Genomic DNA, 22,619 nt, shown 5'->3' with positions numbered 1-22,619 from the left:
GCAAGGGACTGTCTCACCCAAAGGTGACAATTACAAGGTGGTCCGGGGGTCATGGGATGGCAAGGACCGCCTGGGCCGGCCAACGGCCGGCGCTACCGGGCCTTCGATCACGCCGAAGCAAATCGGACTGCGCTGCCTATCCAACGTTGCACGACGCGGTCGGCCACCTCGGGGGCTTGCGCCAACAAGCGCTCGGCCAGCGCATGCACCCCCGGCAGCAGGTCCGCATCACGCGTCAGGTCGGCCATGCGGAACGCGGCCAGACCGGTCTGGCGTGTACCCAGCAGCTCGCCGGGGCCGCGCAGCTCCAGGTCTTTTTCGGCAATCAGGAAACCATCGTTGGTCTGGCGCATGGTCTCCAGCCGTTCACGCGCCATCTGCGACAACGGTGCCTGGTACAGCAGCATGCAGCGCGACACCGCCGACCCGCGCCCGACCCGGCCGCGCAGCTGGTGCAGCTGGGCCAGACCCAGGCGTTCGGCGTTCTCAATGATCATCAACGAGGCGTTGGGCACGTCCACGCCGACTTCAATGACCGTGGTAGCGACCAGCAGGTCGATCTGAGCCGCCTTGAATGCCACCATCGTGGCCTGCTTTTCCGCCGCCTTCATGCGCCCGTGCACCAGTCCAACGCGGACACCGGGCAGCAGCGCCTGCAACGACTCAAAGGTGGCCTGCGCTGGCGTCGCGTCCAGCTCCTCGCTTTCCTCGATCAGCGTGCACACCCAGTAAACCTGCCGACCTTCCCGGCAGGCCAGCGCAATGCGCTCGATCAGCTCGGGGCGGCGGTCATTGTTGAGCGCCACGGTCTGCACCGGGGTACGACCCGGCGGCAGTTCATCAATGGCCGATACGTCCAGGTCGGCGTATTCGGACATGGCCAAGGTGCGCGGAATGGGGGTGGCGGTCATCACCAGCTGGTGCGGCACGCTGCGGCCATCGGCCCCCTTGTCGCGCAATGCAAGGCGCTGGTGCACACCGAAACGGTGCTGCTCATCGACGATGGCCAGCGCCAGATCGGCAAACACCACCGCGTCCTGCATCAACGCGTGAGTGCCAACGACCACCTGCGCCTCGCCCGACGCGACCTCGGCCAGCACCTTGCTGCGCGCCTTGCCGGTGACCTTGCCGGCCAGCCACGCGGTACGCACGCCCAGCGGTTCCAGCCAGCCGCGCAGGTTGTTCAGATGCTGCTCGGCCAGCAGCTCGGTCGGGGCGGCCAGTGCCACCTGCTTGCCCCGCTCGACCGCCAGCATGGCCGCCAGCGCGGCCACCACGGTTTTGCCGGAGCCCACATCGCCCTGCACCAGGCGCAACATCGGATGGGCCTTGGCCAGATCCTTGCGGATCTGTTCAAACACGCGCTGCTGCGCACCGGTGAGTGCAAAGGGCAGGCTGCTGCGCAGCCGTTCCACGAGCGCGCCACCGCCGCGCAGCGAGGGCGCGTGATGCGCCTGCAGCGCCATGCGTTGCCGGCGCAGGCTCAGGTGATGGGCCAGCAGCTCTTCGATGGCCAGCCGCTGCTGCGCCGGGTGACGGCCGGCGGCCAGTGCGGACAGATCCGCATCGGGTGGCGGCCGGTGGACCGTGAGCAGCGCGCTGCGCAACGACGGCAGTGACACCCCATCCAGCCAACCAGACGGCAGCAGTTCCAGCGTGGCGTCATCCGGCAACCGGTCCAGCGCCTGCCCGATCAGTTTGCGCAGGGTCGCCGGTCCGATGCCCTCGACCGCCGGGTAGACCGGGTCCAGGCTGTCGCCCAGCGCTGCATCTTCATGCTGGCCGAGGATCTGGTAGCTGGGATGGACGATCTCCAGGCCGAACTGGCCAGCCTTGGGCGTGCCGAAACAGCGCAGCCGGGTCCCTTTGGAGAACTGGGCCACCTGCTGTTGGCGGAAATGGAAAAAGCGCAGCACCAGGGTGCCCTGCCCTTCGTCCTCCACCGCCACCTTGAGCATGGGGCGGAAGCGCATGCCGCGCTCTACCGCGACCACCCGGCCTTCCACCTGCGCGGGTACGCCGTTGCGCAGGTCCTGGATACGGGTCAGCGCGGTGCGGTCTTCGTAACGCAGCGGCAGGTGCAGCCACAGGTCCTGCAGCGTCAACAAGCCGCGGCTGGCGAGCTTGGCGGCCACAGCCGGCCCAACGCCGGCGAGCATCGACAACGATGCTTCGCCGGACGGAGCCAGGGCCGGGGTTGCCGCCGCCTTGCGCGCCACGACAGGGGTCAGGCGATGACCATCACCGCGTCGACCTCGAAGTTCGCACCCTTGGGCAGGCCGGACACTTCGATGGTGGAACGGGCCGGGAACGGGGCCTGGAAGTAGTCCTGCATGACCGCGTTGACCTTGGCGAACTCGGCCAGGTCGGTGAGGTACAGGCCCAGGCGCACGACCTGGTCCAGCGAACCGCCGGCGGCTTCGGCCACCGCCTTGAGGTTGTCGAAGGCGCGACGGGCCTGCGCTTCGACGTCACCCACGCCGACGATGTCGCCGGTGGCCGGATCCAGCGGAATCTGGCCGGAGAAGTACACGGTGTTGCCGGCACGCACGGCCTGCGAGTACGGACCGATCGCGGCGGGGGCCTTTTCGGTGTTGATGATCTGGCGGGACATGGGTGCCTCGATGTGTCGAACAATGGTGGGCCATTGTATCGATTTCGATCGTTGCTATTGGCGGCGCACCGACTGGACCACCGACAGACGCCGCAACCGCCGCATGACCTCGGCCAGGTGGTTGCGGTCGCGTACCTGGATGTTGAAGGCCAGCACGGCCGCATTGAAGTCGCGATCCAGGTAATCCACCCGTTCGATGTTGGAGTGGCTCTGGGCAATGGCCGCCGCCAGCTGGGCCAGCACGCCGGTACCATTCTCCACTTCGACCACCAGCGCGGTGTCGTAATCACCAGACACGGTGGTATCCCAGCCGATCGGCACCCAGCGTTCGGGCGACTTGCGCAGTTCCGCCAGGTTCGGGCAGTCCATGCGGTGCACCACGATGCCCTTGCCGGCCGTGTGGTAGCCCATGATGTCGTCGCCGGGGATCGGCTGGCAGCAGTTGGCGAAGCTGACCACGCCACGCTCGCTGCCATTGATCAGGATCTTCTCCTGCGAATGCTTGGAATGCGCGCCGCCACGCAGCTCGGCATACGCCATCAGCGCCTGCGCGGCCTGGTTGGGCATCCAGTTGCCCAGCGCCACCTCGGCCAGCAGGGCCTCCAGGCGCGGGTAACGGTGCTCGGCCAGGAACGCGTCCAGACGGCCCTTGGGCAGGCGCTCCAGCGAGCTGTCCATCGCTTCCAGCGCGCGGTCGAGCATGCGATGGCCCAGCTGCACGGCATCTTCGTGCTCGAGCTGCTTGAGCTGGTGACGGATCGCGGTGCGCGCCTTGCTGCTGACCACGAACTCCAGCCACTGTGGCTTGGGCGTGGCCGAACGCGCGGTGATCACTTCCACGGTCTGCCCACTGACCAGCTTGGTGCGCAGTGGCACCAGCTTTTTGTCCACCCGCGAGGCCACCGCGGTATTGCCCACGTCGGTATGCACCGCATAGGCGAAGTCCAGCGCGGTCGAATTGCGCGGCAGGGCCAGGATCTTGCCCTTCGGGGTGAACAGGTAAACCTCGTCCGGGAACAGGTCGACCTTCACGTTGTCGAGGAATTCCAGCGACGAACCGGCGGCGCGCTGCGAGTCGATCAGTTCGACGATCCAGGCATGGGCCCGGCTCTGCGCGCTGTTGGGGCTGTCGCCACCGAACTTGTACGTCCAGTGCGCGGCCACGCCGCGCTCGGCGATCAGGTCCATCTCCTCGGTGCGGATCTGCACTTCGATCGGCGAGCCATACGGCCCGAACAACACGGTGTGCAGCGACTGGTAGCCGTTGGCCTTGGGAATGGCGATGAAGTCGCGGAAGCGCCCATCCAGCGGCTTGAAGGTCGCGTGCACCGCACCCAGCGCGTGGTAGCTGTTGGGCACGCTGCGCACCACCAGCCGGAAGCCGAACACATCCATCACCTGGTCGAAGGATTTGTTCTCGTCGCGCATCTTGTTGTAGATGCTCCACGGGGTCTTGATACGACTGACCAGCCGGTGCTCCAGCCCTTCCTTGGCCAGCCGCTGCGACAGCTGCACTTCCACCTGCGCCATCGCCTCGCGGCGGACCACCGGCTGGCTGCGGATGTGCTTTTCCAGAATGGCGTGGCGCCACGGGTACAGCGCCTTGAAGCCAAGGTTCTGCAGTTCGCTCTTGACCAGGCTCATGCCCAGTCGCTGCGCGATGGGCGCGTAGATCTCCAGCGTTTCGCGGGCGATGCGGCCGCGCGCCTCGCGGCTCTGCGCGCCCAGCGTGCGCATGTTGTGCAGGCGGTCGGCCAGTTTGATCATGATCACGCGCAGGTCGCGCGACATCGCCAGCAGCATCTTGCGGAAACTCTCCGCCGCCGCCTCCTGGCGGTCGCGGAACTTCAGCTTGTCCAGCTTGGTGACGCCGTCGACCAGCTCGGCCACCGCCTCGCCGAACTCGGCCGACAACTCCTCGCGGGTCAGCGGCGTGTCTTCAATGGTGTCGTGCAGGATCGCCGCAATCAGCGCTTCGACATCCAGTCCCAGTTCGGCCAGCACCTGCGCCACCGCCACCGGATGGGTGATGTAGGGCTCGCCGGACTTGCGGGTCTGCCCGGCATGCGCCGAGGCCCCCACTTCCCAGGCACGACGCAGCAGCGGCAGCTGCTCGGGCGGCAGGTAATGCGCCGCGCGCTCAAGCTGGAGGACGTAGTCGGGAACGGCCGCGCCGGGAGACACGGCGACCTTTGCAGTGGGGCCTGGGTTCATGGCTGGAAGACTATTCCAGCCAAGGGATAACGGCAAACTGTTGACAGTCTGAAAAACGCAAACAGCCCGCACAAGGCGGGCTGTCTGCAGTACGACGCGACCGGCGGGCGATCAGTCGTCGTTCTTGGACATGTCTTCGTCGGCGACCACTTCAGCAGCGGCCCATTCCAGCGCTTCGCGCTCGGCACGTTCGCGCTCGGCCTTCTCGACTTCGTCGATCAGGGCGTTGTCGATCTTGCGGGCGGCAATTTCACGCAGCGCCAGCACGGTCGGCTTGTCTTCGGTCTCGCTGTTGTCCAGGGTGGCCTGGACACCGTTAGCCAGCTGACGGGCGCGCTTGGACGCCATCATGACCAGCTCGAAACGGTTGTTCACAACTTCCAGACAATCTTCTACGGTGATGCGGGCCATGCGGGCTCCCGGCAGCCGGCACGGGCTGCTCAATCAAATGAGGGAAAGGGGACGGATTGTAAGGGGCGGGCCTGGACAAAATCAAGCCAAACCATTAACGCCCCTTTATGAATCAAGCTGTTGCGCCCGGCTCCTGGGTCAGCAGGGCCTGGATCAGCCCGGCATGCCGGACCTTCTGGGCCTCCCGGCGCAGCCGGCTGGCGGTGAAGATGGCGCACAGCTCGTTGACCGCGGTGTCGAACACCTCGTTGACGATGACGTAGTCGAAGTCATTGAAGTGCAGCATCTCCTCGCGGGCCGCTCCCAGGCGCTGGGCGATCACCGCCTCGCTGTCCTGGCCGCGCTTGCGCATGCGGTCCTGCAGGGCCTGCTTGGACGGCGGCAGGATGAACACCGTGACCGTACCGGGCACCAGCTGGCGGACCTGCTGGGCCCCCTGCCAGTCGATCTCCAGCAGCACGTCCTGGCCGGCGGCCAGCTGCGGCTCGACCGACTGGCGGGCCGTGCCCTTCCAGTCGCCATGCACCCAGGCATGCTCGAAGAAGTCGCCGGCGGCGATCATCTTCTCGAACGCCTCGGCGCTGACGAAATGGTAGTGCTCGCCGTCGACCTCGCCCGGGCGCATCGCCCGCGAGGTGAACGAGATCGAGAGCGCGATCTGCGGGTCGCGTGCCAGGGTGGCGTTGACGATGCTGCTTTTGCCGGCACCGGACGGGGCGGCCACGATGTACAGGGTGCCGCGCGCCGGGGCACCGGTCGGAGTGGGCTGGCTGCTCATTCGATGTTCTGCACCTGTTCGCGGATCTGGTCGATCAGCACCTTCAGTTCCACCGCGGCGTTGGAGGTGCGGCTGTCCACCGACTTGGAACCCAGGGTGTTGGCTTCACGGTTGAACTCCTGCAGCAGGAAGTCCAGGCGGCGACCGACCGGCTCGCGCTGCTTCAGCACCCGGCGGATCTCCACGATGTGGCTGCGCAGGCGATCCAGTTCCTCGTCCACGTCCAGCTTCTGCAGCCACAGCACCAGTTCCTGCTCGGCCCGCCCCGGCTCCACCGGATGCGGCAGGTCGGCCAGACGCGCGGCCAGCTTGGCCCGTTGGCCGTCGCGGATCTGCGGGATCAGCGTGGTGACCTCAGCGGCGATGCGTTCAATTGCGTCAACGCGCTCGCTGATCGCGATGGCCAGCTTGTCGCCTTCACGCTCACGCGCGGCGACGAAGCCGTCCAGCACCTGTTCCAGCAGCGCCAGCGCCTCGACCTGCAGAGCCGCCGCGTCGGTGGCTTCGCCCTGGGTCACGCCCGGCAGCTGCAGCAGCTCGGTGAAGCTGACCTGCAGGTTGGGGAAATCCGACGTCAGCCGGTGCGCCAGCGCGCCCAGCTGGCCCAGCAGCGCCTCGTTCACCTGCAGGCTGGCGGCGCTCTCGGGCGCACGCAGGCGCATCACCAGGTCCAGCTTGCCCCGGCTCAACCGGGCGGCAATGCGCTCGCGCAGCTGCGGTTCCAGCGCGCGCAGTTCTTCGGGCAGGCGCGTGCCGACCTCGAGGAAGCGGTGGTTGACCGAGCGCAGCTCGCATCCAAGCGTGCCCCAGGGGGTCACCCGCTCGCCGCCGGCATAGGCGGTCATGCTTCGAATCATTCGGGGTTTCCGATGCTCTCAAAGGGGGAATGGTACCCTAGCGGCCTCTTCTCGACCTCCTCGCCCGCCGGTCTCCGGCCCGGGCGCGGACCCGCATCCCACGTACTACCGGAAACCTTTCATGTCCGATTCCCGTCCCAGCGGCCGCCAGGCCGACCAGCTGCGCGAAGTGCGCATCGAGCGCGCCTTCACCCGCCACGCCGAAGGTTCGGTGCTGGTCAGCTTCGGCGACACCCGCGTGCTGTGCACCGCCAGCGTGGAAAACCGCGTACCGGGCTTCCTGCGCGGCAAGGGCGAAGGCTGGGTCACCGCCGAATACGGCATGCTGCCGCGCTCCACCCACACCCGCAACGACCGTGAAGCCGCGCGCGGCAAGCAGGGCGGCCGCACCCTCGAGATCCAGCGTCTGATCGGCCGCTCGCTGCGCGCCTGCATCGACCGCCGCGCCCTCGGCGAACGCACCATCACCCTGGACTGCGACGTCCTGCAGGCTGACGGCGGCACCCGCACCGCCGCCATCACCGGTGCCTATGTGGCGCTGGTGGATGCGGTGAATCACCTGATCAACAAGGGTGAGCTGAAGCGCAACCCGATCTTCGGCGCGGTCGCCGCGATTTCCGTCGGCATCTACCGCGGTACTCCGGTGCTGGACCTTGACTATGCCGAAGACAGCGACTGCGACACCGACATGAATGTGGTGATGAACGACGGTGGCGGTTTCATCGAGCTGCAGGGCACGGCCGAAGGCCACGCCTTCCGTCGCGAGGAACTGGATGCGCTGCTGGCCCTCGCCGAAAAGGGCTCCACCGAGCTGTTCGCGGCCCAGCAGGCCGCGCTGGCCCAGCCGTGAACCGTCGCATCGCCCTGACCACCTTGGTGGTGGCCGATTACGACGAGGCGATTGCCTGGTATACGGGCAAGCTGGGCTTTGCCCTGCTCGAGGACATCGACCAGGGCAGCAAGCGCTGGGTGGTGGTCGGCCCGACCGACGGCAGCGCCGCCGCGCTGCTGCTGGCCCGCGCCAGCAACGATGAACAGCGTTCGCGGATCGGCAACCAGACCGGTGGCCGGGTGGGCTTCTTCCTGAACACCGACGACTTCTGGCGCGACCACGCCGCCATGCAGGCTGCCGGCGTCGAGTTCCTGGAAGCTCCGCGCGAGGAAAGCTACGCCACCGTCGCGGTGTTCCGCGACCTGTACGGCAACACCTGGGACCTGCTGGAGCCGAAACAATGAAACTGGTACTGGCCAGCGGCAACGCCGGCAAACTGAAGGAACTGCAGGCCATGCTCGCCAACCTGCCGCTGCAGATCGTGGCGCAGGGCGAACTCGGTGTCAGCGACGTGCCGGAGACCGGCCTGACCTTTGTCGAGAACGCGCTGATCAAGGCGCGCCACGCCAGCGCCGTGACCGGCCTGCCCGCGTTGGCCGATGACTCCGGCCTGATCGTGGATGCATTGGACGGAGCCCCCGGCCTGTACAGCGCGCGCTACGCCGGCAGCCCGACCAACGACGCGGCCAACAACGCCAAGCTGCTGGAAGCGCTGCGTGACGTTCCCGCGGAACGCCGCACCGCCCGCTTCTACGCGGTGATCGTGCTGCTGCGCCACGCCAACGACCCGCAGCCGCTGATCTGCGAAGGCAGCTGGGAAGGCGAGATCCTCGACGAGCTGCGCGGCAACCATGGCTTCGGCTACAACCCGCTGTTCCTGGACCCGGTGCTGCAGCAGACCGCTGCTGAAATGGCTCCGGATCTGAAGAACGCGATGAGCCATCGCGCCAAGGCGCTGCAGTTGCTGAAGCAGAAGCTGTCCCATCTGTAGAGACGCGCCATGCGCGTCTGAACGTCACCCCGAATCATGTCTGACCATCATTGCCACCTTCCCGGCGAACACTGTGACCACGACCACGGCGTGTCGCTGGTACCGCCGCCGCTGTCGCTGTACGTGCACCTGCCCTGGTGCGTGCGCAAGTGCCCCTACTGCGACTTCAATTCGCATGTGGGCAAGGGCGAGCTGCCCTTTGACGCGTACATCGACGCGCTGATCCGCGACCTCGACCAGGACCTGCCGCTGGTCTGGGGCCGGGTGGTGAACAGCGTGTTTTTTGGCGGCGGCACGCCCAGCCTGTTCCCACCGGACGCCATTGATCGTTTCCTGCAGGCGGCTTCGGCGCGGTTGCGCTTCGCGCCGAACCTGGAAGTGACCCTGGAAACCAACCCGGGCACCGCCGAGCACGGTCGCTTCGACCGCTACCGCGCGGCCGGGGTGAACCGGATCAGCTTTGGCATTCAGACGTTCAACGACGACGCCCTGAAGCGACTGGGCCGCATCCACGACAGCGGCGAAGCCGAGCGCGCGGTCAAGCTGGCCCAGGACGCGGGCTACGACAACTTCAACATCGACCTGATGTATGCGTTGCCGGAGCAGACCCTGGCCCAGGCCGAGCACGACCTCGAACGCGCCTTCGCCCTGCAGCCCACCCACCTCTCGCATTACCAGCTCACCCTGGAACCGAATACGGTGTTCTTTGCCCGCCCGCCGCAGGGCATTCCCGATGACGATGCTGCCTGGGACATCCAGGAACACTGCCAGCGCATGCTTGCCGAGGCCGGCTTTGCGCAGTACGAGGTCAGCGCCTACGCCCGCCCCGGCCGGCAGAGTGCGCACAACCTGAACTACTGGCGCTTCGGCGATTATCTGGGCATCGGTGCGGGCGCGCACGGCAAGATCAGCTCCGGGGCCGAACAGCACGTCCTGCGCCGCTGGAAGCACAAGCACCCGCAGACCTTCATGGACACGGCCGGCAGCGCCGCGTCCATCGGCGGCGACGATGTGATCGATGCGGCACGGCTGCCGTTCGAATACATGCTCAACCTGCTGCGCCTGCATGAAGGCTTCGCACTGAAGGACTTCGAGTCGCGCACCGGGCTGGACCGGCAGGTGATCGCCGAGCCGCTGCGCACCGCGGTCGAACGTGGCTGGATGACCGTGGACGCTGAACGCGCGCAGCCGACCGAGCTGGGGCGGCGGTTCACCAATGACGTGGTGGAGTTGTTTCTACCGTGACATCGTGATGGCCGGCGGCTGGCCGGCCATCGCGGATGTGGGGACATCCCTTCTGGCGGGAAACCCCCGAAAACGTTAGATTCCGTACTCTACAGGGGAGCCGGAACCTACAACGGATGTCAGCGTCCGCACCGCCATTGCCACCCGACACCCGTCGCTTTGCCAGCGTCGATGCACCACCACGCGTGCGCCGCCTTCTGGCCGCGCTGCATGCGCTGGCCGAGCAGACCCTGGCCAACCCGCTCAAGCTGACCATCGTCGAGCTGGAGCGTGAGCTGTTCCGGGACGCCGAACGGGCGCGCAACAGTCAGATCCAGGCCGACATCTACGCCCAGACCCGCCGCCTGCACGAAATCAACGCGCAGTTCGCACCGCGCTTCCTCGACGCGCTGGGCGCGGCGCTGGCCAAGCTGCGCGAGCCGCGCGTGCGGCATGAGCCGGCTGCGCCGGCCGCGGTGACCGCCACCACGCTGACCCTGGTCACCGACACCGACATCGACCGCGACATCGTGCTGGCCGACATCACCCGCCGCGAAGCACAGCGCTCCGCCAGCGCCCTGCAGCTGCTGGGGCAGCGCTTCGGCGTGTTGGCCGCCGGCCCCGAGTTCGACGTCGAGGACCTGCCGTTCGGCCCCTACGTGCTGTGCCGGATCACCCGCGAGCTGGGCGAGCAGTTCGATCTCGGACTGGAAACGCAGCTGGCGCTGTACCGGGTGTTCGACCACCAGCTGCTGGAACGGCTGGGCGAACTGCTGGAGCGCGCCAACATCCTGCTGGCCCACGAAGGCATCCTGCCCGGCCTGGTCTACACGCCCTACCTGGCCCGCTCGGCCACCACCCGCCGCATCGTCACCGGTCCCGAACGGGGCAACGCCGGAGCCTGGCGCAAGGCCGGCGGTGCCGCCGCCCGTCCACTGACGGGCTGGAGTGGATCCGCCGGTGGAGGCAACTGGGCGGCCATGACCGAGGAGGCGATCGGTGCGCAGGTACCGGCTCCGTCCACCCCGGCGGCGCCCGCCACCGGCTCGGCCAGCGCCGCGGGTTCACCCGCCGACCTCAATGCACCGGCACTGTCGGCGCTGCACCAGTTGCTGGAGGCGGCCCGCCACGCGCACGGCGGCGCTGCGGCCGGTGCCGGCAGCCCACACCCGGCCGGTACGACCGGCACCGCCATGCCGCCCCCGCTGCCATCGCTTGGCGCAGCGGCCGCCGACGGTCCTGCTGGCGACGCGCCCGCTGCGACCGGCGGTCCCAACGCGGCAGAGGCGTTCCCCGCACCTGCGCCCGGCGAAAGCACGGGCAGCACGCCTGCGCAGCCGCTGACCAGTACCACCGTGCATGCCACCCTGGCCAAGCTGCAGTCGCAGGCGGTCCACGCCCGCCGCAGCATGGCCGACCTGCACAACGCCCTGCTCGCGCAGATGCGCGCCGACCACGGCCCGCAGGCCGCCCTGACGGTCAAGGACAACGACACCTTCGACCTGCTCAACATGCTGTACGGCCAGATCCAGCGCGAGGTGCGGCCGGATGCCGCCGCGGTGGACCTGCTGACCCGGCTGCAGGTGCCGGTCGCACGCGCCGCACTGAGCGACCCGGCCTTCTTCGTCCGCGACCAGCATCCGGCGCGAGAACTGCTCAATGCCGTCGCCGAAGCCGGGGCCAACTGGCTGGGCGAGGAAGACGTCGACCCGCAGCTGGTGCAGAAGCTGGACCGCGCCGTGGCCAAGGTCGTCAACGACTATGAAGGCGACAGCGCGGTATTCGAGGCCGCCAACGAAGAGGTTCAGCAGCACTTCCGTGCCTTGGCGCACAAAGCTGAACTGGCCGAACGCCGCCACGTGGAGGCCGCGCGCGGCAAGGAACGACTGGAGTCGGCCAAGCAGCAGGCCGGGGCCAGCATCGAGCAGCTGTGCGCGGACGCCGCACCGCCGCGCTTCGTGCAGTCGCTGCTGAAGCAGGCCTGGTCCGATGTGCTGACCCTCACCCTGCTGCGCAACGGCGAAGGCTCCGAGCAATGGCAGCAGCGCACGCAGGAAACCGCGCGCATTGCCGAGATCACCTGCCAGGCCCCGGGCAGTGCCGGCAGCGATGCCGAGCTGGGACAGCAGGTCGAGGCCGCTCTGCTGCAGGTCGGCTACCACCATGACGAAGCGGCTGCGATCTCGCGCCGGTTGTCCACCCCGGGCGGCGAAGACGAGAGCAGTTCGCGCACCGAGCTGACCGCGCGTCTGCGCGCGCGCAGCCGGCTCGGCGAGCAGGGCGACGGCCACGATCCGCGCAAGGCCGCGCCCCTGGCACGCACGGCGGCCGAAGAAGAGCAGTACAAGCAGCTGCGCACCCTGCCCTTCGGCACCTGGTTCGAGTTCACTACCAACCAGCAGGGTGATGTGCGCCGCCAGCGCCTGAGCTGGTATAGCCTGATCACCGACAACGCCTTGTTCGTCAATCCGCGCGGCCAGAAGGTGGCCGAGCATTCTCTGGACGCACTGGCACGCCTGATGGCGCACGGGCAGGCGCGCATCGTGACCGAAGACAAGAGCCGCCTGATCGACCGGGCCTGGCAGGCGACGCTGCGCACGCTGCGGTCGCTGGCAGGCACCAGTGAGGGGACCGCATGAGTGACGACAAGAACACCCGCCGCGCGCGCCGCCGCGAGGTGACCGAACAGGTGCCGGTCACCGACATGATGGCCGAGGCCGTGATCGGCCGGCTGGGCAACGTCTCGGAAACCGGCATGCTGATGATTGCCTCGGTACCGATGAATGACGACGCGCTGTTTCAGTTCCGCTTCGCCATTCCGGGCCCCGGCGGCCAGCCGATCCCGCTGGATGTGGGCGCGCACCTGTTGTGGCACGAGGAAAGCAACGCTCCGGGACAGTTCTGGACCGGCTTCCGCTTCCTGACGCTGAGCAACGAGCACCGTGCCCTGCTCAGGGCCTGGGTGGAGCAGGAAACTTCGGCACCCTGAGCGCCGGTTCCTGCACAGCGCCGGTGCGCCAATTGCGGCAGAATCAGGGGCTGCACTCCGCACTGCCCTGTGAGCTTCCGCAATGAACCTGCCCGACCTTGGTGCCCTGTATTCCCATCACGTCCGCGTGCTTGCCCAGCGCGCCGACGAGGCCTTGGCGCGGGGTGGTTTTGACCACCTGGTGATTCCCAGCGGCACGCTGCACTACCAGATGTTCGACGACCGCGATTATCCCTACGCGGTGAACCCGAACTTCAAGGCCTGGCTGCCGCTGACCAAGGTTCCCAACAGCTGGCTGGTGTATACCCCGGGCAAGCGTCCGAAGGTGATCTTCCATCAGCCGTTCGACTACTGGCACGTGGTGCCGGACGCCCCCAACGGCTGGTGGGTGGAGCATTTCGACATCGAGATCATCCGCACGCCCGACCAGGCCCTGGCCCTGCTGCCGGCCGACGCGGCACGCTGCGCGATCCTGGGCGAACCGCAGAGCACGCTGGGCGCATTTGCCCCCAACAACCCCGAGCCGGTGCTGGCCTACCTGGACTGGCATCGCGCGGTAAAAACACCGTATGAAATCGCGCTGATGCGCCAGGCCCAGCGTCTGGGCGTGCGTGGCCATCGCGCGGCGGAAGCGGCGTTCCGTGCAGGCGCGAGCGAATTCGAGATCCACATGGCGTACTGCAGCGCGGTCGGCCAGGATGCGAATGAACTGCCCTACGGCAACATCGTGGGCCTGAACGAGCACGCGGCGGTGCTGCATTACACCGACCTGGGCAAGACCGCGCCGCAGCCGCTGCGCAGCTTCCTGATCGATGCCGGTGCCAGCGCGTTCGGTTACGCCAGCGACATCACCCGCACCTATGCGACGACCGGGCACGATGAGTTCCAGGCGCTGATCGACTCGGTGGACGCCGCCCAGCAGCAGATGTGCGCGGGCGTGCGCGCGGGCGTGGACTACAAGCAGCTGCATGTGGATGCGCATCTTTCGCTGATGGGCATCCTGAAGGACTTCGGCGTACTGAAGGTTTCGCCGGAAGCGGCGCTGGCCACCGGCGTGAGCGCGGCCTTCTTCCCGCACGGCCTCGGCCATCTGATCGGCCTGCAGGTACACGACGTGGCGGGCTTCGCGGCCAGCGACCGTGGCGGCCGCATCGAGCGCCCGCAGGGCCATCCCTACCTGCGCCTCACCCGGACACTGGAACCCGGCATGGTGGTGACCATCGAACCGGGCGTGTATTTCATCGACATGCTGCTGGACGAGGTAAAGCAGTGCGGCCACGGCGACAGCATCGACTGGAACCGCGTGGACTTCTTCCGCCCCTACGGCGGCGTCCGCATCGAAGACGAAGTGATGTGCACCGAAGCCGACGCCGACAACCTCACCCGCCCGGCATTTGCCGAGGCCTGATGGTTCTGATTGCACGATTTACGGATCGCCGGGATGTGCCCGGCGTTTCGTAGTTCAGGCGATCAGCGCGAAGAAGCCATCTCCGCTTCGATCTCATCGGCGCTGCGTGCCAGGCCTTCGGTCAGCACGCGGTGGCCGTCGTCGGTGATCAGCACGTCGTCCTCGGTGCGGATGCCAATGCCGCGCCAACGCGCTTCCACACTGCGGTCGTCCGCACTCACGTACAGCCCCGGCTCGATGGTGAACACCATGCCGGGCTCCAGCAGGCGCGAGTCGCCCGCCAGGCGGTAATCGCCGACGTCATGTACGTCCAGGCCCAGCCAGTGACCGGTTTTGTGCCGGTAGAAGCGCTGGTAATGGCCTTGGGCGATGTTCTCTTCCAGATTGCCCGTCAGCAGCCCCAGTCGCAGCAGGCCTTCGGTGAGAGTCTGCAGCGCGGCCAGATGGCCGGCCTCGTACGGCACGCCCGGGCGCGCCTGTGCCAGCGCTGCCGCCTGCGCCGCCCCGACCAGATCATGCAGCGCGCGCTGCTCTGCGGTGAACCGACCGTTGATCGGGAACGTGCGGGTGATGTCGCTGGCGTAACCGCGGAACTCCGCGCCGGCGTCGATCAGCACCAGATCGCCGTCCTGGCTGCGCGCGTTGTTGCCCCGGTAATGCAGGATGCACGCGTTCGCACCGGCACCGACGATGCTGCCGTAGGCCGGCCATGCGTCGTTGGCGCGGAAGTCGCGCTCCAGGTCGGCCTGGAGTTCGTATTCGTACATGCCCGGCCGCGCGACGCGCATCGCGGTGCGGTGCGCCTGCACGGTGATCTGCGCGGCGCGCTGCATCAGCGCCACTTCCGCCGGCGACTTGAACAGCCGCTGCTCGTGCAGCAGGTGCCCCAGTTCCAGGAACTCATGTGGCGGCTGCGCGCCGTGGCGGACCTGCGAACGCACCCGGTTGACCCAGCCGATCAGCTTCAGGTCGAAGTCCGCGTCGCGGCCGAAGTGGTAGTACACGCGCGAACGGCCTTCCAGCAGCCCCGGCAGGATGTCGTCGAGGTCATCGATCGGATAGGCATCGTCCATGCCGAAGTCCGCCACCGCGCCTTCCTGTCCGGCACGCGCACCGTCCCAGGCCTCCCGTTCGGCATCGCGCTCGCGGCAGAACAGGATCACTTCGCCGTGGCGACGCCCCGGAATCAGCACCAGCACCGCGTCCGGCTCCGGGAAGCCGCTCAGGTACCAGAAGTCCGAGTCCTGCCGGAACGGATAATGCGTGTCCAGGCTGCGCACCCGCTCGGAGGCGGCCGGCAGCACCAGAATGGCGTCGTCGCCGGCCATCTCCATCAACTGCTGGCGGCGCTGCCGGTATTCTTCGGCGCTGATTCCGGTCAGGTCGACGATCGCCATCTCAGTTCAGACGCTGACGGTGGCGGGCACCCATCACGCAGTCGCCGTGCAGCAGCAGCACCGCGACGCGGACGAACTCCTCGATCTCGGCCAGGGCGTCCTCGTCGTCATCGTTGCCGCTTTCAAAATCTTCCACCGAGACCTGAGCCAGCTTGGCCAGATCGGTCAGGGCTTCTTCACCTTCCTCGGACAGCACCGGGCGGTTGCCGCCGGCACCCAGCCCGAACCCGCCGAGGAACGCGCGCGCCCAGGCAAACAGGGCATCCGCCTGCGAGGTGGTGTCGTTGGCATCGGTGAGCAGCAGCTCAAAGGCGAAGTCGCGGTCTTCCAGCTGGGCCACGGTCGCCGCCAGCAGCGCATCCAGGGTGTCGCCTTCCTGCGCCGCCGGCAGGCTGTCGTCGGCCAGCACCTTGGCCGGCCACTCGCGCACCGCCGCGCCGCCGGCCGACAGCCAGCCACACAGGCCGCCGTGCAGCTCGGCCGCGCTGGCCCCCAGGCCCAGAGCCTGGCTTGCCTGGGTTACCTCTTGGACAGTCGGAAGTTCGGTCATTTTTGCGCTCGATCACACAGCAGATGGGCAGTTTCCTAGTGTAGCAACCCACAGGTAGCGGCCGGGGCCGTGCCTGCGCTATCGTGCGGGACATGGAACCTTCAGATGCCATCGCCCAGCTACAGGCCTTCGCCGCACGGGTCGAGGCATTGCTGGAGCGCAACCAGCGCCTGGCCGAGGAAAACCGCAGCCTGCGCCACCAGCAGGAACAGCTGGTCAACGAGCGCTCGCAGCTGCTGGCCAAGAACGAGCAGGCCCGTTCCCGGGTGGAAGCGATGATCGCCCGGCTCAAATCCCTGGAGCAGCACACATGAGCCAGTCCGAACCGGTCAGCGTCCGCATCCTTGATCGCGAATACACCGTGGGCGTGGGTGCTGACGAACGCGAAAGCCTGACCGCCGCCGCCCGTCTGCTGGATGCCAAGATGCGCGAGATCCGCGGCAGCAACCGCATGGCTGCGGTCGACCGCATTGCCGTGCTCGCCGCGCTCAATCTGGCCCACGAACTGCAGCAGTTGCGCGATGAACACGCGCAGCAGGCCACCGCCCTGCAGCAGACCCTCTCCGGCCTGAACCGGCGTCTGGACCGCGCATTCGACGGCGCCTGAATTGGCACGCAATCGGACCGACGAACGGGGGTACCCGAATCGGCGGGGTTGGCTATAATGACCCTGCGTTCTCTGCTGTGAACGACGGCGTGTGCAAACATTCGCCTTGTCCCTTAATTACGACCACGGGTGCGCGACGACGCCGGGAGTGCAGGTCCGCCTTGTAGCGGGAAGCCCGATGGAGTCCCAGCGTACCCACTTGAACCCCGGGTTCAAGGTCGTTTCGCACGCATCGTCACCGCGGAGAATGCAGTATTCCTGCAAGAGCGACGTTCCACCGGAACGTCGCTCTTGTTTTATCCGCCGCCCTGCACCGCTGACCGGACCCAGGCATGACCGACCCGCGCTCCGCACTGCGTCAGCAGTTGCGCCAACGCCGCCGCGACATTCCCGCCGCACAGCGCATTGAAGCGGCCGAACGGCTCGCCGACGCCCTGTTCGCCCTGCCCTTCGCTCCCCAGCACGGCCCTGTTGCCGGCTACTGGGCGCTGGACGGCGAGATCGCCCTGCACCGCTGGCAGATGCGCCTGCCCGAGTCGCTCACCTATTGCCTGCCGGTGCTCGCCGGCGACGTGCTGCGCTTTGCGCCGTGGCGTCCCGGGCAGCCACTCACCGCCAACCGTTACGGCATCCCCGAACCGGACGTGGACGCCGGCGACACCCTCGCCGCCGAGCAGATGGCGCTGGTGGTGGCTCCGCTGGTGGGCTTTGACGCGCACGGACGACGCTTGGGCATGGGAGGCGGCTGGTATGATCGCAGCTTCGCATTCCGTCAGGCCCGTCCGGCTCCGCCGTGGCTGGTCGGCGTTGGCTTCGATGCCCAGCAGGTCGATGAGTTGCCGGTGCAGGCGTGGGACGTCGGCGTGGATGCGATCTGTACCGAAACCACCACCCTTGTTCCCGTGACCCGCCCCGCATGACCGCACGCAAGCGCTACTGGCTGATGAAGTCCGAACCGGACGCCTTTTCCATCGACGACCTGCAGCGCGTGGGCCAGGAACCCTGGAACGGCGTACGCAACTACCAGGCGCGCAATTTCATGCGCGACGGCATGAAGGTCGGCGACGGCGTGCTGTTCTATCACTCCAACACCAAGGTGCCGGGCATCGTCGGTACCGCCACGGTGGCCACCGAAGCCTACCCGGACGACACCCAGTTCGACCCGAAGTCCGATTACTACGACCCCAAGGCCACCCGCGAAGAACCGCGCTGGCTGCTGGTGGACGTGGCCTTCGAGCGCAAGCTGCGCGACACCATTTCACTGGACGAGATCAAGCTGCATGCCGACGCGCTGGGCGAGGGCTTCCCCCTGATCGCGCGCGGCAACCGGCTGTCGATCCTGCCGGTGACCGCCGCGCAGTGGAAGCTGCTGCTGTCGCTGGAAAAGCACTGACCCCTTTCCTTCTGTCTTTTACGAGTACTGCCCCATGTCCGAAGCCAAGCGCCTGGCCGCCGAAAAAGCCCTGGAATACGTCCAAGACGGCATGATCGTCGGAGTCGGCACCGGTTCCACCGTGGCCTACTTCATCGACGGCCTGGCCCGTATCAAGCACCGCATCAAGGGAGCCGTCTCCAGCTCCGAACAGAGCACCGCGCGGTTGAAGGAACACGGCATCGAGGTGATGGAGCTCAACCACACCGGCAAACTGTCGCTGTACGTGGACGGGGCCGACGAATGTGACGGCAACAAGTGCCTGATCAAAGGCGGCGGTGCCGCGCTGACCCGCGAGAAGATCATCGCCGAGGCCAGCGAGCAGTTCGTCTGCATCGTCGACCCGAGCAAGCAGGTGCAGGTGCTGGGAAAATTCCCGCTGCCGGTGGAAGTGATCCCGATGGCGCGCAGCCTGGTGGCCCGCCAGATCATGGACATGACCGGTGGCCAGCCGACCTGGCGCGAAGGTGTGGTAACCGACAACGGCAACCAGATCCTGGATATCCATCATCTGGAGATCACCGATCCGGTGAAGCTGGAGCGCGAGCTCAACCAGCTGCCCGGCGTGGTCTGCGTGGGCCTGTTTGCACGTCGCCCGGCGGACGTGGTCATCGTGGGCGGCGAGCCGCCGCAGGTTCTGTAACTTTTCCCTGAGGACACCCGGTATGCGTTCTTCGTTGCTGCGTCTGTTGCTGCCGTTGTTGATGCTGTGCTCGCTGAGCGCCTGCGCCACGGGCGGAGCCCGTCACTGGGTGGAGGTGGGCGGTGCCCGCTACCACGTGGAACTGGCCACCGACGATGCCGAGCGCGCGCGCGGGCTGATGTTCCGCGACCAGATGGCCGAGGACCACGGCATGCTGTTCATCCACGACCGTGCGGAACTGCAGGCCTACTGGATGAAGAACACCCGCATCGCGCTGGACATTCTGTACTTCGATGACCAGCGCAAGCTGGTCAGCCAGCAGCGCGACGTGCCGCCGTGCTCGGCCGGCGACCGCTGCCCGCCCTACCCCAGCAGCGGTCCTGCCAAGTACGTACTGGAACTCAATGCCGGCCAGGCCCAGAAGCTGGGCCTACAGGACGGGGCGGAGATCACCTTCGGCCCCGGCATCGAAGCCCGCTGAACCCTGCCACGCCGGGCTTGCCCCGGCGCTGGATTTTCACAGCGCGCCGCTTGAATCGCGGCGCGTTTGTCGCCAGTCTGTGGCCATGCAGGGGAAGATCACATTGCCGGCGTGGGACAGCCTGGCCGAACTGGACGACGAGGCGCTGCCGCTGTTGCCCACCGCCCTGCTGATCGCGCGCGACGAATACCCCGACCTCGACCCGGCCGCGTATGACGCGCTGGTGCAGAGCCATGCCGACCACCTGCGCACCGAGGTGGATACGCTGGATCACTTCCCGCTCAAGATCGCCGCCGTGAATCGGCACCTGTTCGATGAACTGGGCTATGGCGGCGACCATGGCGAGTACTACGACCCGCGCAACAGTTACCTCAACCAGGTGCTGGACCGCCGCCTGGGCAACCCGATCTCACTGGCGCTGGTGCAGATGGAAGTCGCCCGACGGCTGGGTATTCCGCTGGATGGCGTGTCCTTCCCGGGGCACTTCCTGGTGCGCCTGCCGGTGGATGACGGCATGCTGGTGATGGACCCGTTCAATGGCGGCCGCCCGCTGGATGTGGACGAACTGCGCGAGCGTGCCCGCTCGCACCTGGGCGGTGAAGTGCCTGACGACCAGGTCCTGGCCCAGATTCTGGACGCCGCGCCTGCGCGGGCGATCCTGATGCGCATGCTGCGCAACCTGCACGGGGTGTACGCCGAGCGCGGCGAATGGGACCGCGCCGCGCGCAGTGCCGACCGCCTGCTGAAGCTCGCTCCCGAACAGGAGGACGCGCTGCGCGACCGTGGCTTGGCGTATTTACAGCTGGATCATCTGGCCGGAGCGCGGCATGACCTGGGGCTGTACCTCAAGCGCAATGCGCAGGCCAGCGATGCGCAGTGGGTGCGGGACAAGTTGATCGAGCTGGGCGCGGGCGCGCCGCGGCTGCATTAGTCGATCTCGACCATCTCGAAATCGTCCTTGGTCACGCCGCAATCCGGGCACGTCCAGGTGTCGGGCACGTCTTCCCAGGCGGTCCCGGGGGCAATGCCCTCTTCCGGCAGGCCATCGACTTCCTTGTAGATGAAACCGCAGACAACGCACATCCAGGTGCGGAAAGTGGTGGCGGCAGTGTCGCTCATTGGATAATCAGGGGCTGGGCAGTACGGTTGACCGGCATTGTCCCACTCCCGTCGCGCTGCTGGTAGCCATTGATGAACACCCCTGTTGCTGCACCCACGTCCCCGCGGGGCGTTTACCTGATCACCCCCGACGAGGCCGACACCGCGCGCCTGCTGGCGCGGGTGGAACCCCTGCTGGCGGCCGGCGCGACCTGGCTGCAGTACCGCAACAAAACCGCCAGCGCGGCCCTGCGCCAGGCTCAGGCCGCCGCGCTGCAGCCGCTGTGCGCCGCCCACGGCGTGCCGCTGATCATCAACGACGACGCCCCACTGGCCCAGGCTGTCGGTGCAGCCGGCGTGCATCTGGGCGCGGAGGACGGCGACATTGCCGCCGCCCGTGGCCTGCTCGGGCCGGCCGCCATCATCGGCACCTCCTGCTACGACCGGCTGGAGCGCGCCCACGCCGGCGTCGCCGCCGGGGCCAGTTACGTAGCCTTCGGCGCGTTCTTCCCCACCACGACCAAGGTCACCAACAGCCGCGCCACCCCTGACCTGCTGCGGCAAAGCGCCGCACTGGGCGTGCCGCGGGTGGCGATTGGCGGCCTGACCCCGGACAATGTGGGCCCGATCATCGCCGCCGGGGCCGACCTGGTCGCCGTGGTCAGCGGCATCTTTGCCGCCCCCGACCCGGTCGCCGCCCTGCGCGCCTGCCTTGCCCGTTTCCAGGACCCCACCGCATGAACCACGACAACTCCCACGCCTTGTTCACCCGCGCCCAGGCGCTGCTGCCCGGCGGGGTCAATTCGCCGGTGCGCGCGTTCAAGTCGGTCGGCGGCGAGCCGTTCTTCGTCGAACGCGCCGACGGCGCGTACCTGTATGACGTGGACGGCAACCAGTACATCGACTACGTTGGCTCGTGGGGTCCGATGATCGTCGGCCACAACCACCCCAGCGTGCGCCAGGCGGTGAAGCACGCGATCAACAACGGGCTGTCGTTCGGTGCGCCGTGCGCCGCCGAAGTGACCATGGCCGAAACCATCACCCGGCTGGTGCCGTCGTGCGAAATGGTGCGCATGGTCAATTCCGGTACCGAAGCCACGCTGTCGGCGATCCGCCTGGCGCGTGGTGCCACCGGCCGCAGCCGCATCGTCAAGTTTGAAGGCTGCTACCACGGCCACGGCGACTCCTTCCTGGTCAAGGCCGGCAGCGGCATGCTGACCCTGGGCGTGCCGACCTCGCCGGGCGTCCCGGCCGGGCTGAGCGAACTCACCCTCACCCTGCCCTACAACGACTTCGAAGCCGCCACCGCGCTGTTCGCCGAGCAGGGCGAGCACATCGCCGGCCTGATCATCGAACCGGTGGTCGGCAACGCCAACTGCATTCCGCCGCGCGAGGGCTACCTGCAGCACCTGCGCGCGCTGTGCACCCAGTACGGCGCGCTGCTGATCTTCGACGAAGTGATGACCGGCTTCCGCGTCGCCCTTGGCGGTGCACAGGCGCACTACGGCATCACCCCGGACCTGACCACGTTCGGCAAGATCATCGGCGGCGGCATGCCGGTGGGCGCTTACGGCGGTCGCCGCGACCTGCTTTCGCAGATCGCCCCGGCCGGCCCGATCTACCAGGCCGGCACGCTCAGCGGCAATCCGGTGGCCATGGCCGCCGGCCTGGCAATGTTGGAACTGGTGCAGGAGCCGGGCTTCCATGAGCGCCTGTCGGCCTCGACCGCGCGCCTGTGTGCGGGGCTGGAAGCGGCTGCCGCTGAGGCAGGCGTGGCGGTGACCACCACCCAGGTTGGGGCGATGTTCGGGCTGTTCTTCACCGATGAAAAGGTGGAGACCTATGCGCAGGCCACCGCGTGCGATACGGCCGCGTTCAATCGGTTCTTCCACGCCATGCTGGAGCGTGGTGTGTTCCTGGCCCCGTCGGCGTACGAGGCCGGGTTCCTGTCCAGCGCGCACGATGATGCGGTGATTGATGCCACGATTGCCGCCGCGCGTGAGGCGTTTGTGGTGGCCAAGGGCTGACGGACACACCGCGAAGCCACGCAGGGCGTGGCTCTACGGATCCGAGGTTGCTGTAGAGCCACGCCC

General features: G+C 67.5%; 25 protein-coding genes and 1 other RNA gene. 17 read left to right on the top strand and 9 right to left on the bottom strand.

Annotation, left to right across the window (positions count from 1 at the left end; genetic code table 11):
- Positions 1-107 precede the first annotated feature (107 nt).
- The 6 genes from recG to QMX83_RS11515 form a co-directional block, all read right to left on the bottom strand.
- Complete coding sequence (recG, locus tag QMX83_RS11540) at positions 108-2,219, bottom strand: ATP-dependent DNA helicase RecG (RefSeq protein WP_282296774.1); 2,112 nt, start codon at positions 2,217-2,219, stop codon at positions 108-110.
- Between the two features lie 8 nt (positions 2,220-2,227).
- Positions 2,228-2,614, bottom strand: a complete 387-nt coding sequence (locus QMX83_RS11535) for a RidA family protein (RefSeq protein ID WP_282296773.1) — start codon at positions 2,612-2,614, stop codon at positions 2,228-2,230.
- 54 nt (positions 2,615-2,668) lie between these two features.
- Positions 2,669-4,828 (bottom strand): bifunctional (p)ppGpp synthetase/guanosine-3',5'-bis(diphosphate) 3'-pyrophosphohydrolase, encoded by a 2,160-nt coding sequence (locus tag QMX83_RS11530; protein ID WP_282296772.1) that lies wholly within the window; start codon positions 4,826-4,828, stop codon positions 2,669-2,671.
- 111 nt (positions 4,829-4,939) lie between these two features.
- The gene (gene rpoZ / locus QMX83_RS11525; RefSeq protein ID WP_005410877.1) at positions 4,940-5,239 is read right to left on the bottom strand and encodes a DNA-directed RNA polymerase subunit omega; all 300 of its coding nucleotides are present in this window, start codon (positions 5,237-5,239) and stop codon (positions 4,940-4,942) included.
- A gap of 112 nt (positions 5,240-5,351) precedes the next feature.
- Complete coding sequence (gene gmk / locus QMX83_RS11520) at positions 5,352-6,017, bottom strand: guanylate kinase (RefSeq protein WP_282296771.1); 666 nt, start codon at positions 6,015-6,017, stop codon at positions 5,352-5,354.
- Positions 6,014-6,874, bottom strand: a complete 861-nt coding sequence (locus QMX83_RS11515; RefSeq protein ID WP_282296770.1) for a YicC/YloC family endoribonuclease — start codon at positions 6,872-6,874, stop codon at positions 6,014-6,016. The genes gmk and QMX83_RS11515 overlap by 4 nt, the downstream gene beginning before the upstream one ends.
- Before the next feature lie 121 nt (positions 6,875-6,995).
- Here QMX83_RS11515 and rph point away from each other — a divergent pair, with 121 nt between their 5' ends.
- From rph to pepQ, 7 genes are all read left to right on the top strand, one after another.
- Positions 6,996-7,724 carry a ribonuclease PH gene (gene rph / locus QMX83_RS11510; RefSeq protein ID WP_282296769.1) on the top strand — a complete coding sequence of 243 codons (729 nt, stop codon included), beginning with the start codon at positions 6,996-6,998 and terminating at the stop codon, positions 7,722-7,724.
- Entirely contained in the window at positions 7,721-8,110 is a 390-nt protein-coding gene (locus tag QMX83_RS11505) for a VOC family protein (protein ID WP_282296768.1), read from the top strand. The genes rph and QMX83_RS11505 overlap by 4 nt, the downstream gene beginning before the upstream one ends.
- Positions 8,107-8,697, top strand: a complete 591-nt coding sequence (gene rdgB, locus QMX83_RS11500; RefSeq protein WP_282296767.1) for an RdgB/HAM1 family non-canonical purine NTP pyrophosphatase — start codon at positions 8,107-8,109, stop codon at positions 8,695-8,697. The genes QMX83_RS11505 and rdgB overlap by 4 nt, the downstream gene beginning before the upstream one ends.
- A 36-nt stretch (positions 8,698-8,733) precedes the next feature.
- The gene (gene hemW / locus QMX83_RS11495) at positions 8,734-9,942 is read left to right on the top strand and encodes a radical SAM family heme chaperone HemW (RefSeq protein WP_282296766.1); all 1,209 of its coding nucleotides are present in this window, start codon (positions 8,734-8,736) and stop codon (positions 9,940-9,942) included.
- Between the two features lie 116 nt (positions 9,943-10,058).
- A complete protein-coding gene (locus QMX83_RS11490; protein WP_282296765.1) occupies positions 10,059-12,560 on the top strand; it encodes a DUF1631 family protein in 2,502 nt (833 codons plus the stop codon).
- On the top strand, positions 12,557-12,910 hold the full coding sequence (locus QMX83_RS11485; protein ID WP_282296764.1) for a PilZ domain-containing protein: 354 nt from the start codon (positions 12,557-12,559) through the stop codon (positions 12,908-12,910). Before QMX83_RS11490 ends, QMX83_RS11485 begins: the two co-directional genes overlap by 4 nt.
- An 82-nt stretch (positions 12,911-12,992) precedes the next feature.
- Positions 12,993-14,318, top strand: coding sequence for a Xaa-Pro dipeptidase (pepQ, locus tag QMX83_RS11480; protein WP_282296763.1), 1,326 nt, complete (start codon positions 12,993-12,995; stop codon positions 14,316-14,318).
- A 62-nt stretch (positions 14,319-14,380) separates the two neighbouring features.
- Here the strand turns inward: pepQ and QMX83_RS11475 are convergent, their stop codons facing one another.
- The gene (locus tag QMX83_RS11475) at positions 14,381-15,709 is read right to left on the bottom strand and encodes an aminopeptidase P N-terminal domain-containing protein (RefSeq protein WP_282296775.1); all 1,329 of its coding nucleotides are present in this window, start codon (positions 15,707-15,709) and stop codon (positions 14,381-14,383) included.
- Between the two features lie 7 nt (positions 15,710-15,716).
- Positions 15,717-16,265, bottom strand: a complete 549-nt coding sequence (locus QMX83_RS11470; protein WP_282296762.1) for a UPF0149 family protein — start codon at positions 16,263-16,265, stop codon at positions 15,717-15,719.
- 92 nt (positions 16,266-16,357) lie between these two features.
- Here QMX83_RS11470 and QMX83_RS11465 point away from each other — a divergent pair, with 92 nt between their 5' ends.
- The 8 genes from QMX83_RS11465 (at position 16,358) to QMX83_RS11430 (ending at position 20,359) form a co-directional block, all read left to right on the top strand.
- The gene (locus QMX83_RS11465) at positions 16,358-16,579 is read left to right on the top strand and encodes a TIGR02449 family protein (protein ID WP_282296761.1); all 222 of its coding nucleotides are present in this window, start codon (positions 16,358-16,360) and stop codon (positions 16,577-16,579) included.
- Positions 16,576-16,872, top strand: a complete 297-nt coding sequence (locus QMX83_RS11460) for a cell division protein ZapA (RefSeq protein WP_282296760.1) — start codon at positions 16,576-16,578, stop codon at positions 16,870-16,872. Before QMX83_RS11465 ends, QMX83_RS11460 begins: the two co-directional genes overlap by 4 nt.
- Positions 16,873-16,938: 66 nt before the next feature.
- A non-coding RNA gene (gene ssrS / locus QMX83_RS11455) (6S RNA) lies at positions 16,939-17,123 on the top strand.
- Between the two features lie 81 nt (positions 17,124-17,204).
- Entirely contained in the window at positions 17,205-17,792 is a 588-nt protein-coding gene (locus tag QMX83_RS11450) for a 5-formyltetrahydrofolate cyclo-ligase (protein ID WP_282296759.1), read from the top strand.
- Positions 17,789-18,265, top strand: coding sequence for an EVE domain-containing protein (locus tag QMX83_RS11445; RefSeq protein ID WP_125359819.1), 477 nt, complete (start codon positions 17,789-17,791; stop codon positions 18,263-18,265). The genes QMX83_RS11450 and QMX83_RS11445 overlap by 4 nt, the downstream gene beginning before the upstream one ends.
- A 34-nt stretch (positions 18,266-18,299) precedes the next feature.
- Positions 18,300-18,947, top strand: coding sequence for a ribose-5-phosphate isomerase RpiA (gene rpiA, locus QMX83_RS11440; protein WP_282296757.1), 648 nt, complete (start codon positions 18,300-18,302; stop codon positions 18,945-18,947).
- Between the two features lie 22 nt (positions 18,948-18,969).
- The gene (locus QMX83_RS11435; RefSeq protein ID WP_282296756.1) at positions 18,970-19,428 is read left to right on the top strand and encodes a DUF192 domain-containing protein; all 459 of its coding nucleotides are present in this window, start codon (positions 18,970-18,972) and stop codon (positions 19,426-19,428) included.
- 85 nt (positions 19,429-19,513) lie between these two features.
- Positions 19,514-20,359 (top strand): tetratricopeptide repeat protein, encoded by an 846-nt coding sequence (locus tag QMX83_RS11430; protein ID WP_282296755.1) that lies wholly within the window; start codon positions 19,514-19,516, stop codon positions 20,357-20,359.
- Here the strand turns inward: QMX83_RS11430 and QMX83_RS11425 are convergent.
- A complete protein-coding gene (locus QMX83_RS11425) occupies positions 20,356-20,547 on the bottom strand; it encodes a rubredoxin (RefSeq protein WP_282296754.1) in 192 nt (63 codons plus the stop codon). The two genes, QMX83_RS11430 and QMX83_RS11425, sit on opposite strands and share 4 nt — an antisense overlap.
- Before the next feature lie 72 nt (positions 20,548-20,619).
- Here QMX83_RS11425 and thiE point away from each other — a divergent pair, with 72 nt between their 5' ends.
- Entirely contained in the window at positions 20,620-21,267 is a 648-nt protein-coding gene (thiE, locus tag QMX83_RS11420; protein WP_282296753.1) for a thiamine phosphate synthase, read from the top strand.
- Complete coding sequence (hemL, locus tag QMX83_RS11415; protein ID WP_282296752.1) at positions 21,264-22,553, top strand: glutamate-1-semialdehyde 2,1-aminomutase; 1,290 nt, start codon at positions 21,264-21,266, stop codon at positions 22,551-22,553. The genes thiE and hemL overlap by 4 nt, the downstream gene beginning before the upstream one ends.
- Positions 22,554-22,619 lie beyond the last annotated feature (66 nt).

Origin of the sequence: Stenotrophomonas sp. PS02289 (genome assembly GCF_029960115.1) — a bacterium.
In the GTDB taxonomy this organism is placed as follows: Bacteria; Pseudomonadota; Gammaproteobacteria; order Xanthomonadales; family Xanthomonadaceae; genus Stenotrophomonas.
This window is presented reverse-complemented; position numbering and strand designations above follow the sequence as displayed.

Coding starts and splice junctions, on each gene's coding strand:
- QMX83_RS11535 (WP_282296773.1), bottom strand. CDS start 2,614: ATGTCCCGCCAGATCATCAACACCGAAAAGGCCCCCGCCGCGATCGGT.
- QMX83_RS11490 (WP_282296765.1), top strand. CDS start 10,059: ATGTCAGCGTCCGCACCGCCATTGCCACCCGACACCCGTCGCTTTGCC.
- QMX83_RS11460 (WP_282296760.1), top strand. CDS start 16,576: ATGAGCCAGTCCGAACCGGTCAGCGTCCGCATCCTTGATCGCGAATAC.
- thiE (WP_282296753.1), top strand. CDS start 20,620: ATGAACACCCCTGTTGCTGCACCCACGTCCCCGCGGGGCGTTTACCTG.
- QMX83_RS11530 (WP_282296772.1), bottom strand. CDS start 4,828: ATGAACCCAGGCCCCACTGCAAAGGTCGCCGTGTCTCCCGGCGCGGCC.
- QMX83_RS11470 (WP_282296762.1), bottom strand. CDS start 16,265: ATGACCGAACTTCCGACTGTCCAAGAGGTAACCCAGGCAAGCCAGGCT.
- rpiA (WP_282296757.1), top strand. CDS start 18,300: ATGTCCGAAGCCAAGCGCCTGGCCGCCGAAAAAGCCCTGGAATACGTC.
- hemW (WP_282296766.1), top strand. CDS start 8,734: ATGTCTGACCATCATTGCCACCTTCCCGGCGAACACTGTGACCACGAC.
- QMX83_RS11425 (WP_282296754.1), bottom strand. CDS start 20,547: ATGAGCGACACTGCCGCCACCACTTTCCGCACCTGGATGTGCGTTGTC.
- rpoZ (WP_005410877.1), bottom strand. CDS start 5,239: ATGGCCCGCATCACCGTAGAAGATTGTCTGGAAGTTGTGAACAACCGT.
- QMX83_RS11445 (WP_125359819.1), top strand. CDS start 17,789: ATGACCGCACGCAAGCGCTACTGGCTGATGAAGTCCGAACCGGACGCC.
- QMX83_RS11465 (WP_282296761.1), top strand. CDS start 16,358: ATGGAACCTTCAGATGCCATCGCCCAGCTACAGGCCTTCGCCGCACGG.
- pepQ (WP_282296763.1), top strand. CDS start 12,993: ATGAACCTGCCCGACCTTGGTGCCCTGTATTCCCATCACGTCCGCGTG.
- QMX83_RS11485 (WP_282296764.1), top strand. CDS start 12,557: ATGAGTGACGACAAGAACACCCGCCGCGCGCGCCGCCGCGAGGTGACC.
- rdgB (WP_282296767.1), top strand. CDS start 8,107: ATGAAACTGGTACTGGCCAGCGGCAACGCCGGCAAACTGAAGGAACTG.
- hemL (WP_282296752.1), top strand. CDS start 21,264: ATGAACCACGACAACTCCCACGCCTTGTTCACCCGCGCCCAGGCGCTG.
- gmk (WP_282296771.1), bottom strand. CDS start 6,017: ATGAGCAGCCAGCCCACTCCGACCGGTGCCCCGGCGCGCGGCACCCTG.
- QMX83_RS11450 (WP_282296759.1), top strand. CDS start 17,205: ATGACCGACCCGCGCTCCGCACTGCGTCAGCAGTTGCGCCAACGCCGC.
- QMX83_RS11515 (WP_282296770.1), bottom strand. CDS start 6,874: ATGATTCGAAGCATGACCGCCTATGCCGGCGGCGAGCGGGTGACCCCC.
- QMX83_RS11430 (WP_282296755.1), top strand. CDS start 19,514: ATGCAGGGGAAGATCACATTGCCGGCGTGGGACAGCCTGGCCGAACTG.
- rph (WP_282296769.1), top strand. CDS start 6,996: ATGTCCGATTCCCGTCCCAGCGGCCGCCAGGCCGACCAGCTGCGCGAA.
- QMX83_RS11435 (WP_282296756.1), top strand. CDS start 18,970: ATGCGTTCTTCGTTGCTGCGTCTGTTGCTGCCGTTGTTGATGCTGTGC.